The 18,249-nt window shown below is 41.3% G+C and carries 13 protein-coding genes; 7 read left to right on the top strand and 6 right to left on the bottom strand.

The window, feature by feature from the left end:
- Positions 1-129: 129 nt before the first annotated feature.
- Entirely contained in the window at positions 130-3,354 is a 3,225-nt protein-coding gene (locus tag WC222_07740) for a hypothetical protein (GenBank protein ID MFA6916274.1), read from the bottom strand.
- Positions 3,355-3,626: 272 nt separating this feature from the next.
- Here WC222_07740 and WC222_07735 point away from each other — a divergent pair, with 272 nt between their 5' ends.
- Positions 3,627-5,768: a UvrD-helicase domain-containing protein gene (locus tag WC222_07735; GenBank protein ID MFA6916273.1), complete on the top strand. Its 2,142-nt coding sequence runs from the start codon at positions 3,627-3,629 to the stop codon at positions 5,766-5,768.
- An 8-nt stretch (positions 5,769-5,776) separates the two neighbouring features.
- Here the strand turns inward: WC222_07735 and WC222_07730 are convergent, their stop codons facing one another.
- A complete protein-coding gene (locus WC222_07730) occupies positions 5,777-6,370 on the bottom strand; it encodes a hypothetical protein (GenBank protein MFA6916272.1) in 594 nt (197 codons plus the stop codon).
- 125 nt (positions 6,371-6,495) lie between these two features.
- On the opposite strand from WC222_07730, the gene WC222_07725 reads away from it, so the two are divergent.
- The 4 genes from WC222_07725 to WC222_07710 are packed head-to-tail and all read left to right on the top strand — an operon-like array spanning position 6,496 to position 10,693.
- Positions 6,496-7,131: an SIS domain-containing protein gene (locus tag WC222_07725; GenBank protein MFA6916271.1), complete on the top strand. Its 636-nt coding sequence runs from the start codon at positions 6,496-6,498 to the stop codon at positions 7,129-7,131.
- Positions 7,132-7,142: 11 nt separating this feature from the next.
- The gene (lpxK, locus tag WC222_07720; GenBank protein MFA6916270.1) at positions 7,143-8,231 is read left to right on the top strand and encodes a tetraacyldisaccharide 4'-kinase; all 1,089 of its coding nucleotides are present in this window, start codon (positions 7,143-7,145) and stop codon (positions 8,229-8,231) included.
- Positions 8,222-9,448, top strand: a complete 1,227-nt coding sequence (locus tag WC222_07715) for a dicarboxylate/amino acid:cation symporter (GenBank protein MFA6916269.1) — start codon at positions 8,222-8,224, stop codon at positions 9,446-9,448. The genes lpxK and WC222_07715 overlap by 10 nt, the downstream gene beginning before the upstream one ends.
- Before the next feature lie 9 nt (positions 9,449-9,457).
- Positions 9,458-10,693, top strand: a complete 1,236-nt coding sequence (locus WC222_07710) for a dicarboxylate/amino acid:cation symporter (GenBank protein MFA6916268.1) — start codon at positions 9,458-9,460, stop codon at positions 10,691-10,693.
- 12 nt (positions 10,694-10,705) lie between these two features.
- Here WC222_07710 and WC222_07705 read toward each other — a convergent pair whose 3' ends face one another.
- Complete coding sequence (locus tag WC222_07705) at positions 10,706-11,698, bottom strand: hypothetical protein (GenBank protein MFA6916267.1); 993 nt, start codon at positions 11,696-11,698, stop codon at positions 10,706-10,708.
- Positions 11,699-11,809: 111 nt separating this feature from the next.
- The gene (locus WC222_07700; GenBank protein MFA6916266.1) at positions 11,810-13,252 is read right to left on the bottom strand and encodes an NADP-dependent isocitrate dehydrogenase; all 1,443 of its coding nucleotides are present in this window, start codon (positions 13,250-13,252) and stop codon (positions 11,810-11,812) included.
- 91 nt (positions 13,253-13,343) lie between these two features.
- Between WC222_07700 and WC222_07695 the strand changes: the two genes are divergently transcribed.
- Positions 13,344-14,303 carry a KpsF/GutQ family sugar-phosphate isomerase gene (locus WC222_07695; GenBank protein ID MFA6916265.1) on the top strand — a complete coding sequence of 320 codons (960 nt, stop codon included), beginning with the start codon at positions 13,344-13,346 and terminating at the stop codon, positions 14,301-14,303.
- Between the two features lie 35 nt (positions 14,304-14,338).
- Here WC222_07695 and WC222_07690 read toward each other — a convergent pair whose 3' ends face one another.
- A complete protein-coding gene (locus WC222_07690; GenBank protein ID MFA6916264.1) occupies positions 14,339-15,772 on the bottom strand; it encodes a lipase maturation factor family protein in 1,434 nt (477 codons plus the stop codon).
- Positions 15,773-15,890: 118 nt separating this feature from the next.
- Here WC222_07690 and nhaD point away from each other — a divergent pair, with 118 nt between their 5' ends.
- A complete protein-coding gene (gene nhaD / locus WC222_07685) occupies positions 15,891-17,171 on the top strand; it encodes a sodium:proton antiporter NhaD (protein MFA6916263.1) in 1,281 nt (426 codons plus the stop codon).
- Here the strand turns inward: nhaD and WC222_07680 are convergent.
- A complete protein-coding gene (locus tag WC222_07680) occupies positions 17,115-17,951 on the bottom strand; it encodes a hypothetical protein (GenBank protein ID MFA6916262.1) in 837 nt (278 codons plus the stop codon). The genes nhaD and WC222_07680 overlap by 57 nt on opposite strands.
- Positions 17,952-18,249: the final 298 nt, after the last annotated feature.

Raw genomic sequence — 18,249 nt, 5'->3', positions numbered from 1 at the left:
CAATAAGATCTTTGAGCTCTGAGGCACGAAAACACGGTTTCTCAAGATGCAAGGCATTAATGCCTAAAGAATTTTTTAATCTGTTGATAAGAAAGCTATCTGCCCCGCTAGTGATTTGCCATAAATCATTCAGTGGATATTGAACAGCTTCACTATCGTGGTTAGGGCTGACAACGAAATGATTTTCATAAGGGAATTTTTATGCACTTGATCTAACAATTCATCGACTGAATTCTTGTTATCCGGAGGTAAACCTGCAGGGGCGGAATCTTGGATGAATTGAGTAAGAGTTGCTTCAACCAGTTCTATGAAATATTTATTGTAGTTGTTTTCAGAAAGGATAGGATGAGCATCCTTAAAATCAAAGTTTCTAGGATCAACGATAGCATTCCGGAAAACTTTGGTTTCATTAATGCTAGTACTAAAGTAAACCGTAGAAGACTCATTCAAATTTGTTTCAAAAAGGTTCTCAAGATTATTCTGCAGATTATCTGACATTTGCTTAAAGTGCATGTTCACAAATTCATTAAAAGATTTTCTTGTTTGATCCCTGAATTTAGTGAGACGACAGACATCGCTAGAAAGAATCGCTGCCTGAAGCATGCGGCAAGGTAAAGGTTCAAATAGTGCAGCTACAACTAGAACAGCTTCATAATGAGTTTCCTCCTGTCCCTGCAACGGAATAGCCGTAAAAGAATGCAGGGTCTTCAGTAAGGCATCGAATAATTTCTTGGTTGTTGTATCCAAGGAAACTTTCTTGGACTGCAGGTTCATCTCTGCGATATGATCGAATGCAGCTTCATACCAATGTGAAACATCTTCTGGCGCTACATTAAAATAGTTTGCCAATGGTAGTAGGCCCACAAAATCAGGATGATTTCTGAAGACGGTAAGAGGTGAATTAAGAAATGAAATATCCGGCACAAGGTTGGGCAGAATGCTAACGTCTATGTTATCAAATGTTAACTCTAGTTTATTCTTCGCTGTAAACTCTTTCAGCCAATTTAATATGAGCGTTGGATCTGTAGTAAAAAATAACTCTAACGCACTTACACCGGAACACCTGTCTTGAAGAGTCGCCGGCATATGTAAATAGGCAAAAAAAGCTGTTCTGATAAGGTCAGCATGTGATATCGCTGCGCCCCTTTTTAGTCCTAATGTAGCACGGACAAGGAGCGCAATAGGCCCGTTCTGATCTCCGTCAAATTGAAGGGACTCAAATTTTAACTTGAGCGTCGGATTAGCATTCAGTGCCCTTACACGCTTAATTAGATGGCTATTCAATTCATCAGTAAAATTTTTGAGCAGGGGGGAGGCAGCAATTTCATTTAATAACTGTAGATGGATAAGTCCGCTATCTAATACACACGTTACGGCTATGGTTCTGCTTATAAGATCATTAAATGCAATTTTATAGTTTTCAAGGTTGCTATACGAAATAAATGAAAGATTGAACTTTCTGGAAGCTGTTAGAATGTTACTGACAATAGTGTCTGCAGTGAGATTTTTAGTTATTTGTAGGTGAGCTAGGATGGTAGATTCAAATTTTGCAAGTTGACTTGGATCAAAACTTCCGTTTTGCCATACCCTAGCAATAAGTTTAATATCAAAAATAGATGCTATCGGAAGATTGAAAACATTCTCCGGTAAATGTAGAAGCAATTCTGCAGCTTTTAAGTCACCGTCGAAAGCCATTACTTGTTTAGCAGCGAGCATTGGAAAGCTCTCAGATTTATCCTGGGAGGTTTTCCATGCATCAGTTTCGTTATTTAAAAGAATTAGAAATTGCTTTGTCCATTCACTATCTTCTTGCGCCGAGATCAACAAGGATCTAAATTGCACTCCTAATTTTCCATGGACAGTAAAATGTTTCAGACTTGCTTGAGTGAGTACCTGCAGGTCAGGTTTTGTCTCGCAATGACAATATGCATAGATCACATCTTCAAATTCATTTTCTAAAAGATAAGCAAATAATTTGAATACATCTGTCAGTCCTAAAATCTGGGTATTGCTTAAATGTTTCGCTAAAACTGAATCTCCATTCTCAACAGCGACTTTGAGGATGCCGTTGAGAAAACTCCTCATGTGTGGTTTGTCTAACCAATTCGCCAGAATAATTCCAGCATATTGGACATTTCCATGTCCAGCTAGGGCAAGAAGCTTCATTCTAATGTTGAGGGGAATCCCTTTAACATTTTCTATCAACTCCTCTAATAATTCTTCATGTTCAATGCCCTGTATACTCTGCATGATAGAGCTGACATAATTATTAGTTACCTGTCCTGAGTCATTAAGTTGTAATATTTCGAAGAGTTCATCAGGATGATGTATCAATAGGTCAATGATCAATTCATGCTGAATATTGACAAAAGAAAGACTGAATAATCTGTAGATAGGAAAATCAGGTGGGGTAATTCTCTCAAGCACTTTAGATAGTTTATCCAACTCAAAATTTGGGCACGGTACCCCTAATAATTCTAAGTTTGAGAGTAATCTTAATGTTTCTCGATGTAAATGGACGAGTCTGGCGATATCAAAAATAAGCTGAGGTGCTTGAATCCCTATAGCATTGATATTTTGTAGAATATTTTCGTTAAAATTCTTGAGCGCTGAATGAAGAATCTGTAACAAGGGGGGGAGTAGATCACTTTCCCTCCAGGCATGTATTAGTTTAAGCACATCAAAAGCGTAGTCTTTATCAGAAATATCATTTAAGATATCAATAAAAAAAGGGGGATTATATTGGACTTCAGTTAATAATTCACAAACAAAGTAGTTGTCGGTATTTAATCCATTGATAAAGGCGCTTAATACAATTCTTGTATGTATAGGATAAAAGTTTAATAGATCAGAAAGTAATAGGATTTCTTCTTCAGTTATTTTGGGATGATGGATAATTTCTTCAAACTTGATAAAAAAGGACTCGGTCGACAAATCGATTTTCAACGAAAGTTCCATTAATGAAGATTTTTTCAACAATGAAGAAAAAAAACTTTCGAAATTAAAGGGGTAAGTAGAAGCAAGTTTACTAAATTTTGTCACGCATTCTTCTATCCTATCCGAATCTGCATCAATGCCTTCCTTTTCAAAGTAAGCTTTCCACACTGTTTGATCACAGATTGTTTGGGGAGAAAGCTTTTTAATATTTTTAACTGGAAGGGGAGTGGAGTAGTTTAAAGCTGTTTGAGCAATAGAAAGGACATTACTTTTTTCAGGAGAAGGCGGGCAATTTTCTTTACCAGACGGGCAAGGTATAATTTTTCTGGGTAATTTTACTGGAGAGTGATAAGGAGGGGAAGTAACACAATCTAGTGCTCTTTTTCCTGGAGCATCCATTCTAGCAGGAAATGACATAATATTTACTTTATTATTAAGATTTAAATATATCTTACTATTGATCTATTAAGATTGAATAAATAAAGATTCTAATTTAATGTATTGTATATTTGTTTTTTTGATTAAAAATATATTGTAGCAGGTTTAAGAACGTAAATTTTAGCAGAACAGCAAATTAGACAATGACCCCGCTGTAAATAGGACTAGATAAGATCAGGAAACATTTACTGGTTGCATATAGACACCATCTCCCGACTTTTGCTACCATCTTCGTCAACCCGGAGAAAATCTTGTCTCAGAAGCTCAATCCAGAACAACAAATTGCAATAGAACATGTGGAAGGACCACTTCTTGTATTGGCCGGCGCAGGCTCAGGAAAAACGCGCGTTGTTACCCACCGTATCGTCCATTTGCTAGAGCTAGGAGTTCCTGCAGGAAGGATTTTGGGTGTCACATTTACCAATAAAGCTTCTCAAGAAATGCGCGAAAGGGTCGCAAAACAAACACAGGCCCATGTACTCATATGTACATTCCATAGCCTAGGCGCCCGCATTCTAAGGGAATCAATCACAGCTATAGGTTATCGACGTGATTTTACCATTTATGATATGGAAGATACCGAGAAGCTCATTAAAAGCTGTTTAAATGAGCTAGGGCTAAGCGATAAGAAGCAGGAGGCACGCACCTATCGGGAACTAATTTCCAAAGCAAAAAACGCACTCCAAGAACCCTCAGAAGTGGATACTTCAGAGTTGCCTCACACCCTTGCAGAATTATTCCCCAAGGTATACCAGATCTATCAAGCAAAACTTAAAGAGTGCCAAGCCTTAGATTTTGACGATCTCATCTACATGCCTGTACGTCTTTTCAAAGAAAAACCTGAAATACTGCAAGCCTATCAAAACCGCTGGGACTTCCTTCTGATTGATGAATATCAAGATACAAACCCTGCACAGTATACTCTAGTAAAATTACTCGTAGAGAAGCACCGCAATTTGTGCGTTGTCGGAGATCCAGACCAGTCTATTTATGCATGGCGTGGTGCAAATGTGGAAAATATTCTCCACTTTGAAAAGGATTATCCTGGCGCCAAGGTCATCCAATTAGAACAAAATTACCGCAGTACGACGACAATACTAGATGCCGCGAATGCACTCATCGATAATAACTACCGCAGGTATGAAAAACACCTTTGGAGTGATAGGGGTGCCGGTGAAAAGATCAAATTGTATACCGCTAATGATGAAAGGGATGAAGCTTCTTTTGTCGCCGCACGCATAAAGAAACATGAAGATGACGGTACTTCATTAGACGATATGGTCGTTTTCTACCGCACCCACTTCCAATCACGCGCATTGGAAGACGAATTCCTCTCCTCGCGTATACCCTATGTCATTGTGGGCGGTGTTTCATTTTATCAGCGCAGAGAGATAAAAGATATTTTAGCCTTTTTACGGGTAGTCCAGTCTGACACCGATTTCATTGCTTTCAACCGTTCTATTAACCTTCCCAAAAGAGGGATAGGGGATGCCACACTAGAGAAATTACGCCTAGCATCCTCATCCGCAAGCATAGGTATCTTTGAATATGCAAGAAGGGCAGTAACGGAAAATACTTCTGAAATCCGACTGACCTCTAAACAAAAAGGCGGTTTAAAGAATTATGTCGATCTCATCCAAGAACTTCGCTCCATTCGCAATGCCCATATGCCATTGAAAGAAATCGTCATCGCAGCCATTGAGAAAAGCGGTTATCTCCAAGTCCTCGCTGAAGATAGAGAAACAATGAGCGAAAGAAGGGAAAACCTCGACAGCTTAATCTCTAAAGCAGTGGAATGGGAGGAAGCTCATGGAAAACCGGATCTGGCTCTATTTCTTGAGGAATTATCTCTAAAATCTTCTTTAGATGAATCATCCAGCCATGACGCTCGTGTAAAGCTGATGACAGTACATAACGGAAAAGGTTTAGAGTTTCCTATCGCCTTTTTGATAGGTTTGGAAGAAGAACTATTTCCTCATGTCAATGCTAAAGACTCGCCCCCCGCCATCGAAGAAGAAAGACGCATATGTTATGTAGGGGTCACCCGTGCCATGGATCTGCTTTACCTTACACACTGCCGCAATAGAATATTATGGGGGATGCTCCGTACCCAACGCAAAAGCAGATTCCTAACAGAAATCCCTGAGAAGTGCATTGAACGTATTGGTAGGACAACACCTAAAAGATTCCTTTTTGTCGACGAAGAAGAGCCTGCAGAAGCTCCCCAAACGCACTTCAAAGTCGGTGATACCGTAGTGCATGAAGATTTCGGTATAGGTGCCATCCGCACTATCTTAGAATTAGACGTAGGAATGGCCTATAGGATTTTCTTTGTTAAACTCCGCACAGAGAAGACGCTTGTAGCAAAATTTGCACGGCTGACCAAGGTTTAATCTTTTGGCTAGAAAACTATTCCTAAGCCAATCCCGGTATTGAGTCCGCTTAAGGTCAGGTTTCCTTTTGTTGAACCTGATCTTACGTGCGACTTGACCACCAACTGCTGGTAGTCGCAGAAGAGGTCTAATTGTGCGCAGCGCTGAAAATGATAAATGAAACCGAATTTAACAATAGCTCCCAAAGCATCGCGGTTTAAGTTGACATTATCCCGATCTTGTCTCGGATCAACAAAGTTTGCTTTGCCATATAAAGGGCCAACTCCTAAGTATCCCTCGCAATTCCAAATGTTCATGGCGAAATGGTAAGAGGCTCCTGCGCTTAGCGTCAGTAATTGGATCTTAGCGGAATCGCGGAATCCGCTAAGATCCCCCGTTCTACTAAGATATGAAACATTTCCCCACACACTCCAATCGGGATAGGTAAAAAAGCCGCCTTCAAATTGATTCGCAAAAAGACCTTCGCCTATTGTTTTTCTGAAATCGTTGGAAAAAGGAACAAATATTGTGGGGCGGTAAGTAAGGAATGCTTCGGGTTCTCGTGCGGACAAACCGGAGAAAAATACCGCGAAAAATGTGCACAAGGATAAAAAATACTTCATGATGTACCATTCAGATATAAGCATTCATTAGTCATAAGTCATAAACCCTTACTTGCAATAAATCTACCGCAAAAAGTATAAATTTCCAGAATGTAAATGTCTCGATCTGAAAAGGCAAGGATAAAATGGATACCAGTTACATTGAGCAAGTTGTCGAAGACTCCATCCGCGCAGTCAGTACATTAAAAGAGCCCGATGCACTTGTTTTTATACAGCAATCAGCTCGCATGCTCTCTGATTCCCTCCTCGCCGGCAACAAAGTCATTGCTATCGGTAATGGCGGAAGCCTTTGCGATGCGACTCACTTTGCTGAAGAACTCACCGGATTTTTCCGCAGCAAAAGACCTGCCTTGCCTGCTATTGTCCTTAACGAGGCCGGGCATTTAACATGCGTCGCTAATGATATCGGCTACGAATTTGTTTTTTCCAGAGGCGTGGAAGCTTATGGCAAACCGGGTGATGTCCTCATTGCGCTATCTACCAGCGGAAAATCTCCAAGCATTATCAATGCTGTCGAGACGGCAACAAAATTAGGCCTTAACACGATTTCTTTGTTGGGAAAAGGGGGAGGGCCTCTAAAAGGAAAGTCCGATCTCGAATTGATCATTGATGGATTTTCCACTTCAGACCGTATTCAAGAAGCTCATATGGCAGCCCTGCATATCATCATCGAACTGATTGAATATAACCTTTTCTCTAATAATGAACTGGCCTCCGCTCAAAAGATTTTAGGCCGTACTGATGTGCTGCCACTGTCCTAGGAGAAAATAGGATGGAACAGCAATTCCGCTCTTTTCTACGTACTAACTCCTCATTCTTTGGCTCAACATTAAAATTAGGCCTAGCAGGCCTAAGCAAGCTCTTTCAAGGCGTTGTTTTCTTACGCAACCAAGCTTATGATAAAAACCTCCTCAAGTCAGGTCGTCCTGCAGGCACATATATTATCAGCATCGGAAATCTCCAAGCCGGTGGTTCCGGTAAAACACCTTTTACCATCTTCCTCGCCAAAAGCCTATCCGGATCCAAAAGCGCTATTTTAACGCGCGGTTACAGGGCAAAAAAGAAACAGAAACACTCTTTTATTATAGATGCAAAGACTCCCATCGACATAGCTTACACCGGTGATGAGCCGGCTCTGCTAGCACAAAACCTTCCTGAAAATGCTGTAGTCATCGGAAAAAATAGACAGGAAAGTGCCCAATTAGCTTTCTCAAGGGGTTATAAGCTGCTGCTTCTAGATGACGGATTCCAGCACCGCGCTTTACAACGTGATACCGACATCGTTTTAATCGACGCTTCTACACATCCTGAAGAGATGCACCCCTTTCCGCGCGGAATTCTACGCGAAAACCCTAAAGCTCTTTCAAGAGCCGATCTTGTTGTCATTACCCGCGCAAAAGATATTCAAGACTACACAACGCTAAAGCAAAGATACTCCTCTTACACAAAAGCCCCGTTCGTCGGAGTTGAACTTACCGTTGGGGGAATATTAGGGGATTATGCTACACTCAACCAAAGCCTCTTTCACAAAAAAGGGGCTCTATTTTGCGGGATCGCAAATCCGAAATCCTTTGTCGAAACTGTTGAAACCCTTCATATCGACATTGTTGCACGTCACTTTTTTGATGACCACGCAGATTATTCCCTGAGTCAGCTTTATACCATCACTACCGATGCTAAAGCAAAAGGAGCGGAATTTCTTATCTGTACAGAAAAAGATGCTGTGAAAATCTCCTCATGGACAATAGAACTGCCTTTGCCTGTAGTTTGGCCGCACATGGAAATGAAGGTTGCTTTTGACAAAGATGCTTGGGAAGCATGGCTGTCAGGTCTTAAGAAAAAGGTAAATGAATGCATTTGACAACAAAAATTACTTTAGCAGCTCTTTTAGGAAGCATTTTGGGATATTTCCTTCCTGATGCCCACCCCTATTTTCAAAAAGCCGCCGAAGTTTTTTTTAAGCTGATCAATATGATCGTTGTCGCACTCGTCCTTTCCAGCGTTACTTTAGGCATTATCCATTTTAAAACCCCACGCGCCTTTTTTAATGTCGCATTTAAGACTTTAGTCATATTCGTCTCTCTGACCATAATCTCCCTGATGCTAGGTGTAACCCTATCTAATGTTTTCCACATTGGCACAGGATTGGAATTAACAACTCCCATCCCCATTCATCTGGAAACTCCTTCCATCGGCACTATGCTTCTCTCTTGGATTCCTACCAATCCTCTCGCCTCGCTTGCCAATGGTAACATTATCCAGATCCTTATTTTCGCAGCATTTCTAGGCATTGCAATTAACGCCGCAGGGCAGAAGGCGCGGCCCGTAACGGAATGTCTGGAGTCCATTTACGAATCTATGCTGCAAATCACATCCATCGTATTGACGCTAGCTCCTTTCGGAATCTTTGTTACCGCAGCTTATGCTGCCGGCACATTCGAAGCAGCCTCATGGACACCCACCGCACTGAAATTTTTCCTTGTATATATACTGGGCATTTTTTGCATGCTTTTGATCTATACGATCATACTAAAAGCCTTCTGGCGTTTGAATATTACCAATTTAATAGCAGGGATGCGCAACGCTCTATATATTGCCTTTGCCACCGGAAGCAGTACTGCAACCCTGCCCGTCACTATCCAATGCATGACACGGAATTTAGGCATTAGCAGGGATATCGCCGGATTTGTAGCCCCCATGGGTGCAACGCTTAATCTTAACGGTCTTTCTCTCTTTCATGGAATGTGTGCAGTTTTTGTCGCCCAAGCCTATAATATACCCCTAGGATGGGAAGGTATCTCTATCTTAATACTTACCGCTACACTTACTTCGTTAGGAACTGGCGGCATACCGGGAGCAAGCCTACTGCAACTTTATGCTGTTTTTAAAGCCATCGGACTACCTATTGAAGGCATTGCCTGGATAGCAGCTTTTGAAGCTATTCGCGAAATTATATCAACCGTTTTAAATGTTATCGGGAACACTGTCAGTGCATTAGGCGTAGCGCAAGAAACAAACAATCTGAATAGAAATGTTTTTTTCTACACTACCGTAAAAGAATGGGAATCAAGCATTTAGGAGGAATTGATGCAGCTTTGGGTTAAAATTATTATTTCTATGGTCTTAGGCGTTGCCGTCGGCTTAATTTTCGGCGAGCAAGCCACCTTGCTAAAACCCATTGGAGATATCTTCCTAAGTTTGATCAGCATGATTATAGTCCCCTTGGTTTTATCCTCAATGACAGTAGGGATCACAAGTATTCATGACCCTAAAAAGCTGGGACGTGTCGGGCTTAAAACCATGGTGATCTATTTCTCCACCACCTTGATCGCTATAGGTATGGGTCTATTTTTTGGGACCGTACTTCAGCCTGGTAGCGGACTGAATTTCACGACGACAGCAAGCGCCGTTTTAGTTGAAGATACCCCGACAATCAGCCAAATTATTTTAAGCATTATTCCTAGTAATCCTGTTGCCTCCCTTGTGGAAGGCAATGTACTTCAAATTATTGTCTTTGCCCTGTTTCTAGGGGTTGCAATTAATTTCGCAGGAGAGAAAGGAAAGCCCCTGCGTGAAATGCTAGACTCCCTAGCGGATATTATGTACCGCATGACTTCCATTATTATGGAATTTTCTCCCATCGGTGTTTTTGCCATCATGGCCAATGTCGCAGGGACTTTCGGCATAGCTATCTTACTGCCTCTGGCAAAATTTCTGGGCGTCTACTATTTGGCCTGCTTAGCCCATGTTATTATTGTTTTCTGCGGAATGATCTGGTTCATGGCAAAACTTAGCCCTATTCCCTTTTTCCGCGGGATGCGCGATGCGATCTCCGTTGCATTCTCTACCTGCAGCAGCGCCGCCACCCTTCCGGTAAGCATGCATTGCGTACAGCATAATCTGGGTGTTTCCAAGAATATTACAAGCTTTATGCTTCCCTTAGGAACTACGATCAATATGAACGGTACCGCTATCTTTCAAGGGATGAGTGCGCTTTTTGTAGCTCAAGCCTATGGGATAGAACTGGATCTACAAAGCCAATTGATGATTGTAGTGACTGCAACATTGTCCGCTATCGGTGCGGCAGGAATCCCCGGAACAGGGTTTATTATGTTAACTGTCGTTTTCAGTTCAGTGGGACTACCTATAGAAGGTCTTGCTTTGCTTGCCGGCGTAGATAGGCTGCGTGAAATGGTCTCCACAGTACTCAATATCTTAGGAGATGGTGTCGGTGCAGTCTATGTCGCGAAAGTTGAAGGCGAACTAGACGAACGTCAGTATTACCATGAAGACCTGGTGGAAATGGAAGGCTCTACAACGTAGAGCCCTCATTTGTTAGACGAGCTTTGTGGTTCCAAATTCTTCATCTACCTTATCCTTGTAAGGATCTACGTACACCTTTTTAGCAAGGCTAACATCAAGATAAAGAAGTATATCTAGAGATCCTACGTCAATTTTTTCTTTTATATGCTTGTATGTTATTGAAGTGTCTTGTTGAAGTTTAATAAGAGCATCAGAGTAGCCTTTTAAATGATCTTTCGCTTTTTGGGCTTCGACAGAATCGGGTTTTCCAATGTTTTCTTCAGCCTTTAAGATCGCTTCATTTTCGAGTTTGCCTAAGGTGTATATTATAATGAGATGTGTCAGAATGAGAGGATAGTTTTCTTCTGAAAGTCTTGGAAGATTGTTTTTCATAGCATTGACAGTATTTCTAATGTCCTTGAGCTTATCGATAGGCATAGGATTTTCAAGTGTATCCAAAGCTGTTTGAAGATTCATATCCCACATTGAAGTAACTTTAAATTCAATAGTTAGGTGAACGATAGCCTGGGCTACCTGCTTGACTGATGTGACATAATCCGTATCAGAATTTCGTGGAATTCTTAAAATTTCCAAATGTTTATCCAGACTTTCATAACATTTGGTAATTTTATCCTCGTCTATTTTAGGCATGCCGTAAACAGAAGTAGCAGTCCTAATTTTTCTGGGTTCTTGCGTAGGAACAATGCTTTCCTGATGAAAATAGCCTTTTACAGTTCCCATTGTTCCTGATGAAGGGGGCGGACTTGTAGGTGAAGTGCTATTGCTTGAATTGCCGTAGTAGCTATCTATTGCAAATTGCTTCATGCCTTGGAATTTAGCAGATAGCATCGCAAAAAAGCTGCATACCGCTGAGGGGCAATAAATGACAGATGTCACTTTGGATTTGCAAGTCGTCATGAAGGAAAAAACATTGACGATAGCCTGGGGAAAGCAATGATAATTTGCTTCTTCAGGAGTTTGAGAAGAGGAACTTTGTCTTTGAGAACTGATTTTATTTATAGTCATAATAACCTAAAATTTTAATTTTTTGTTATTATTCTATAATAATCATATTAATTTTATGTTAAGACACGAAAGAATTAATGATAATAATTAATTCGTTTGTAATAACGTTGTTTATTGTTCATCTGGACTAAGGGTATAACCTGAAACTCCATCAAAACTGTATAAATTCTCGAGATGTGTAAACACTACCCCTGCCGAATGCAGTTTGCCTAACAATTCAATAATGGTTTTCTCACTGATTGCATTACCGGTAAAACGGCAGCGCCAGCTATCGATACAAAATGTTTCGGGCATATTATTCGGCCAAACCGTTGCACCGCGGTTGCTGATCATTTTCAATGGAATTGCGGTATTATTAGCGCCCTGAATTTTCTTTTGTAGCTCATCCACAGATCCTTTCCAATCGACAAAAACATCCACCCCTACAAGCTTTTTGTCAGACTTGTGTGAAGATGCAGCAGAGACTTTATAAGATAAATCTACCTTCTTCTGTTCTTTGAACTGAACGGGCTTTAATGTTTGAGGAACCTGTCCCAGCCTTTCAATAATTGCATCGGCGAATTCTTTTGTTCCTACTTTCTGTTTACTGACGGCTGGCTTATAGACGTCATACGTATGGATTCCATCTTCAATGGTTTTCAACCAAGCATTCTGCACTGTGGCAGCTTCCTCAGTCAAACCTAAATGGGCAAGCATCATGACAGAAGCTAAAAGTAGACCGGATGGATTTGCAAGGTTTTGTCCTGCACGCCGGGGAGCAGAACCATGTATTGCTTCAAACATAGCTCTTTGCTGTCCAATATTCGCAGAGCCGGCCAAACCTACAGATCCTGCAATTTGGGCAGCGATATCGGACAAAATATCGCCATATAAGTTAGGCATAACGATCACATCAAAAGCTGTGGGAGTATCGGCCATTTTTGCAGCGCCGATATCTATAATCCAATGTTCTTTCTCAATCGTGGGATATTCGGCGGAAATTTCTTCATAAACTTTATGAAAAAGTCCGTCGCTAAGCTTTAATATGTTGTCTTTAGTGAAACATGTCACTTTTTTACGTCCATGTGCCAACGCATATTCAAAGGCATAACGGATAATCTTTTCACAGCCGGGACGGGATATAATCTTCAATGCGTGGATAGTGTCATCCGATTGCCGGTACTCAATACCGGTATACAAATCTTCTTCATTCTCTCTGACGATAACAACATCCATCCCCGGGTGCTTTGTTTCCACAAAAGGATAATAGGAAATGCAGGGTCTGACATTGGCATACAAACCCATCATCGTACGGATCGTGACATTCAGGCTCTTAAAACCTCCACCCTGTGGCGTTGAAATGGGTGCTTTTAGAAAAGCCTTTGTCTGACGAATTAACTCCCAAGTCGACGGTTCAATTCCTGAAGGAAAGCCGCGTAAATAGACTTTTTCTCCTACTTCAACCTTATGAATTTCTAGCGGAGCGCCGGACGCTTCAAGCACTTTTAGTGTGGCAGCCATAATTTCCGGTCCTATACCATCACCCTCTGCTACCGTGATAGGTAATTTGCTCATAAGTTACTCCAAAGTAAAAGTCTAATTTTTTTTACTAACTTGAGCGTAATCATTAAAACAATTAAAATCCATGGTTTAAGGACAACCTTTCATGCTCAAAGATTTAATAAAAAAACAGCAAAAGTACATCGATCACTTTTTCCAACATGTTGATCTTGTGCAAGCCCAACATCTTGTTGACCTTATCCTTGAGTGTCAAGGTACTGTTATCTTCTCTGGTGTAGGCAAAAGCGGTATTATCGCAGAAAAAATTGCCATGACCCTAACTTCTACAGAAACTAAATCCCTTTTTCTTCCCCCCACCAATGCGCTCCATGGCGATATTGGGATAGTAAAAGCTAATGATTTGTTCGTTGTCCTAAGTAAAAGTGGAGAAAGCGAAGAACTGCTCCATCTCGTTCCATTTTTGCGTATGCGCGGAGTCCGCATTGTGGGTGTACTTTGCAACGCCGCCAGCCGTCTGGCAAAAATCTGCGATACAGTTGTCATCCTCCCCTTAGAAAAAGAACTGTGCCCATTTGATCTTGTTCCCACTACTTCCACAGCCATCCAGATGATTTTCGGAGACCTTTTAGCTGTTGCTCTCATGCAAGAGAAAGACTTCAGTATGGACCAATATGCCCATAATCATCCCGCCGGACGCATCGGAAAACGTTTGAAAGTGAAGGTTTCCGATCTTATGCTTAAAGATAAGGAAATTCCTGTCTGCAAACATGAAGATAAAATCGTAGACATTTTAGTAGAGCTTTCCAATAAGCGCTGCGGTTGCATTTTGATTATAGATGAAAATAGGACACTGCAAGGGATATTCACCGATGGCGATCTTCGCCGCACACTGCAGTCCTATGGACCCCAAGCTTTAGATACTAATGTGGGGGCCGTCATGAGTACCAAACCCCGATGGATCAATCCGGATGAACTCGCATGGAAAGCCGTACAGCTAATGGAAAGCGATCCGCAGAAACCGATCACTGTCTTAGCTGTTTTGGATTCTTCCCACCAGGTACTGGGCGTTATCAAAATGCACGATATTGTCCAGTCTGGGATTTAATCAACTCACCTGAAGATGTCTATTAAACGTAGGTATCAATCCCATCCGAACGCTTTGCAGTAATCTTGCAAAGCATCATCATCTAATGACATCGGATGCAAAAACACACCCACTCTTTTGCGCGTCCACCATCCCTTTTCTTTAGGCCCGGTAAAATGATAAGAATAAAGTTCCGCCCTCACAGATTTAGGCGGCTGATCTTTGAAGGGATTGTTTTTTAACAACTCAGTGACAGTTTTTTCTCCTAGCAACAGCTTTTTCAATAGATGGACTGTCCAAGGATGATTGCGGTAACTGCCCATCGCAGCAAACCACATTAACCAATCCAACCTATAATGATAGGGTGCAACAAGGGGAGGCATCGCATAAATATCCCCCGGTTTACCTTTAAACTCATACTCTTTCCAAAGGGCATTGGGGTCTTCCGGATTATCTGTTCCCTCGAAAATAATCTCAAAACGTCTTTTGGTAATACTGCCGAAAGCTCCATAAGTATTGACCAGATGCCAAGGATCAAAACTATGATTCATGATCTGTCCGGAGGAGATCAAGTTTTTTATAGGTTCCCAGCTTCGATAGGCTATCAATAAAGTATATGCACCCACCAAAAACAAATACCAAGTACTGGCAGAATGCACGGCTATAGGATCCATATGGAAAACATACTGCCAAAATCCATCATTGAAACAAGCAATACTCAACACTATTGTAATATAGTTAAGCCAAGAAAGATTACCGCTGACAATAATCATAAGCTGTAAAAGTATCGTTAAAATGCCCGCAATAATTCCTATAATGCCCGGAAAAAATACACCCCATGGCACGATCAATTCAGCAAAATGGGTAAAAGCAACCCCCGTTTTATGCACCCACATAGGTAAACGATGAAAAAACCAGCTAAGGGGGTTCGGCATCGGTTGGGTTTCATAATAAATCGAAAGGCAAGTCAAATCCCACCAGCACTTATCCCCCCGCAGCTTAATCAAACCTGCACCGAACATCACCCTAAATAATATCCAACGTACTAACCAAATGAGGATTAAAGGCGTTGCAACATCGTCCGGTGGAAAAAATATAGCTAGAAAACCGGTTTCCAATAAAAGTGTCTCCCATCCGAAGCCATAGAAGACCTGTCCTACATTTACATAAGAAAGATATAACCCCCACATCAACCCCCAGACAAAAAAATGTCCGAAATATCCAAGCTTTTCTGAGAAACCCAGAATGGCCGTTAAAGCCAAAATCAGCCCCGTCCATCCGCCTACCTTAAGCCAAAAATCGGAATGTCTAATGTAAAATAGACTTGGAGACCTCTTCCAAGGAATTTGTTTGATAAAATGGGATATTGGAAGCAACCCTTTTTCACCCAGAAGACCCAAATACTGATTAATGACATTTGCAAAGCCGCAAAAATAGATGACAGCCAAAGTTTTCAAGAAAATAATACGTGTAATATCGAAGCTTTCCATACTAATTTCGGGGGTAGAATTAATAAGTAATGTTTATCGCCTATATAACAATTCCCTTGATTGTTAAGAACGATTTAGTTCAAATCATAGGTGCTTTTTTTTAATTCAGTAGGCAAATATGGAATGCTTTTCTTCAATTGTTTATGTTCTTGAAATACTTTTTGCACTAGGATACATCGCCATCTCATTTGAACATGTGATCCGTCAAGATAAATCCGCTGTCGCACTGGGCCTAGCCGTCATCCTCTGGTCCATCATTTTTATTCACGGCTGCCCTGACGCCGCTTATCCTATGAATGCTTTCAATGAGCATTTAGATAGTACAGCGCAAATTATATTTTTTCTCTTGGGCGCCCTTTGCATAGTAGAAACAATAAATATTCATAATGGTTTCGCATCAATATCCAAATTTTTGCATGTCAAAACCAGTACAGCATTCCTTTGGCTGATCGGCCTATCGACTTTCTTCCTATCAGCCGTTTTAGATAACCTGACGACAACTATCGTGATGGTGTCTTTAATGTCGCAAATCATCCCTAAAAGTGAAGAACGACTTTTGTACGGCGGTGCGATCGTCATAGCTGCAAATGCAGGCGGCGCCTGGACACCTATTGGAGATGTGACCACAACAATGCTTTGGATCGGCGAGCAAATTAGCGCAGGACAAATCATGGCATCTCTCTTTCTTCCAAGTTTGGCCTGCCTTGTTTTCTCCCTTCTTGCCATAGCCCCGCGATTCAGCAAAAATGTTCAATTCAATATGAACTCCAAATCGATTGAAGTGCACCCTCAAGGGACTAGTGTACTTTGCGTAGGTGTAGCAGCACTCATTTTTGTTCCTATCTATAAAATACTTACCGGCTTACCTCCCTTTATGGGCATTCTTTTAGGGTTAAGCGCCATCTGGCTTTATACTGACCTGATCCATAATAAGGCCTCCAATAGCGCGCATCTTAAAATGTTCGAAGTCTTTAAAAGGATCGATCTGGCCAGCATCTTCTTCTTCTTGGGTATCCTCCTTAGTGTCGCAGCTCTCGAAACCAGTGGTGTGCTCAAAAACATTGCCACCTGGCTGGATGCTCACTTAAGCAACATCGAAGTGATTGCCGTAGCGATAGGGTTAGCCTCTGCAGTGGTTGACAACGTTCCTCTAGTCGCAGCTTCAATGGGGATGTACTCGCTTGAATCCCATCCTCAAAATAGCCCGTTCTGGGAACTAGTCGCCTACTGCGCAGGTACAGGAGGCAGCATCCTGATTATTGGATCTGCTGCCGGTGTAGTGTTCATGGGACTCGAAAGGGTAAACTTTATCTGGTACCTCAGAAAAATCAGTCTCCCTGCCCTAGTGGGCTACTTTGGGGGCATCGGTGTGTACTACTTGCAAAGGCTTGTATTTTGATACTTTCAACGCTAAAAAGGTATTCCAGGCTATATACAACAGCAGCCAAAAAATAGACTGCCGTTCATTAGTTCTTTTGGAAATAGGGGAGGGATTCGCCTCTCTCTCCTTGATCCGTGCCACAGTAAAAACAAATTCACCTCTTTTTAAATCTCCTTTGCCCCAATCTTTCTCCAAATACTTTTCCCACAATACAGTCAATTCAGCCGGGTGGTCTAAAGGATTGGCTGATAATCCTTCCGGACGATATTTCGCCACTAGTTGACTTTCAGTGGGGTAAAGTTTCGCATCTGCATTAGCAACTGTAGAAGTTCCCCACGAGATATTTTCATAAGCAAATGCTACTGCTAAAAACGGCAACAGCCAAACCGCACGCGAATACCCCTCGCTTTGTCTCAGGACCATAATACATACGATTATCGATAAGACAACCCAAGCAAGCTCCAAACGAGGCATGTAATAATTCATATGCCGCACACTAGCCTTTAGTTTTGTAGCAAAACTTTTCTCTAACTGCTTTTTCCAATATGCAGCCCCACTTTCCAGTCTTAACCTGTCTCTAGAAGGTAATTGATCAAAATAGGGCATGTTTACTTCTTCAAAGACGAAGTCATACAACTGCTTTTCCTGCTTGATTTCATAAATTTCTCCCAAAAAGGGGTAACCTAAATGCCAACACAAAACGGTAAACACAATACACAACTGCAAAATGCAATAAAAACGGGCCGCTTTTTCAACTCTTCCCGTAGTGGCCGGCTCTTTTTTTTTCTTTTGAAACATCTTTCAAACCTCGTTCATAAGGTACCTACCATAAATCTTCATGGAAATTTTACGCGAACTGAAAAAAAGCGCTTGTAGAAAAAGGGTAAGGAACGCTATGTTATTGGACATCTTAGCGAACGCAGTAAGAAGCGAAGCAAAGAGATAGTGACTCAGAGAAGTCGCAAAAGATATTTAGACAGTGCTAGATAGGTAAAGTAACAATAAATTGTCATACTGTGCTTGTGCGGTGACGAAAGTCATCGCAAAAATAAAATACCATTCAAGTTTTTTAAATTTATTAAGAATTTGATCTTGG

It is taken from the genome of Parachlamydiales bacterium, assembly GCA_041671045.1.
In the GTDB taxonomy this organism is placed as follows: Bacteria; Chlamydiota; Chlamydiia; order Chlamydiales; family JABDDJ01; genus JABDDJ01.
This window is presented reverse-complemented; position numbering and strand designations above follow the sequence as displayed.